Origin of the sequence: Vibrio sp. 10N.222.48.A3, from assembly GCF_041475345.1 — a bacterium.
Taxonomy (GTDB): Bacteria; Pseudomonadota; Gammaproteobacteria; order Enterobacterales; family Vibrionaceae; genus Vibrio; species Vibrio tasmaniensis_A.
This window is the reverse complement of the sequence record NZ_JBFRVX010001142.1, coordinates 1-767: the sequence shown is the minus strand read 5'-3', so window position 1 is coordinate 767 and position 767 is coordinate 1. Positions and strand designations below refer to the sequence as shown.

Sequence of the window (767 nt, the reverse complement as noted above, 5' to 3'; positions counted from 1 at the left end):
ATCAGATCAAAGATAGAACGGAAAAAGAGTTGATACTGTTGAGCATCGGAAAATGCAGAAGACAGGTGTAACTGCCTCAAGAGTGATTCAACTCTTAAGTAGATGCGTGTTTTCTCATTTAGAGGATGTTCAAATTTATGGGTGATCATCGAGCAAACCTTCATTCAACATTGTTCTATTCTGACCCATCTACAGCACTGATTGCCAGATACTTTTGATGTAAATCTGTGATTTGAGGCAAAAGTTCTTGGTTTTTAGTATGGTTTTTAATCACGTCATCTGCAACTGCTAAGCGCTGTTCTCTTGATACCTGTGATTTTAATATTGATTCAACTTGTTCCCTAGAAACATTATCGCGACTCATCGTACGTTCTATTTGCACTTCTACCGGCACATCAACGATTAATACGCGATCGGTCATGCCTTGCATTTGGTTTTCAACCAATAGCGGTGCGACTAATAAACCATATGGGGATGTGATTTTAGACAGGTCACTGTCAATTTTGTCGCGGATCATAGGGTGAAGCAGTTCATTGAGCCATTGTTTCTCTGTGGGATCAGAAAAGATCACTTCGCGCAGTTTAGCTCGGTTTAGCGCCCCATCTTCGAGCAATACCTCTTCACCAAAATGAGTCGCAATCTGTTTTAGACCTTCACTGCCCAACGCCACCACTTCACGTGCCACGATATCAGCATCGACAATATCAATGTGAAAATGTTCGCTGAAGAGATTAGCTACCGTCGTTTTACCACTGGCGATCCCACCG

The 767-nt window shown here is 42.1% G+C and carries 1 protein-coding gene and 1 pseudogene; both read right to left on the bottom strand.

The annotated features are described in order from the left end of the window. Positions 1-149: pseudogene (locus AB4653_RS24445) on the bottom strand (cell division protein ZapD); the annotation flags it as partial. Between the two features lie 26 nt (positions 150-175). Continuing rightward, positions 176-767, bottom strand: a 592-nt coding sequence (gene coaE, locus AB4653_RS24440; protein WP_372105531.1) for a dephospho-CoA kinase, incomplete at its 5' end; no start/stop codon positions are given.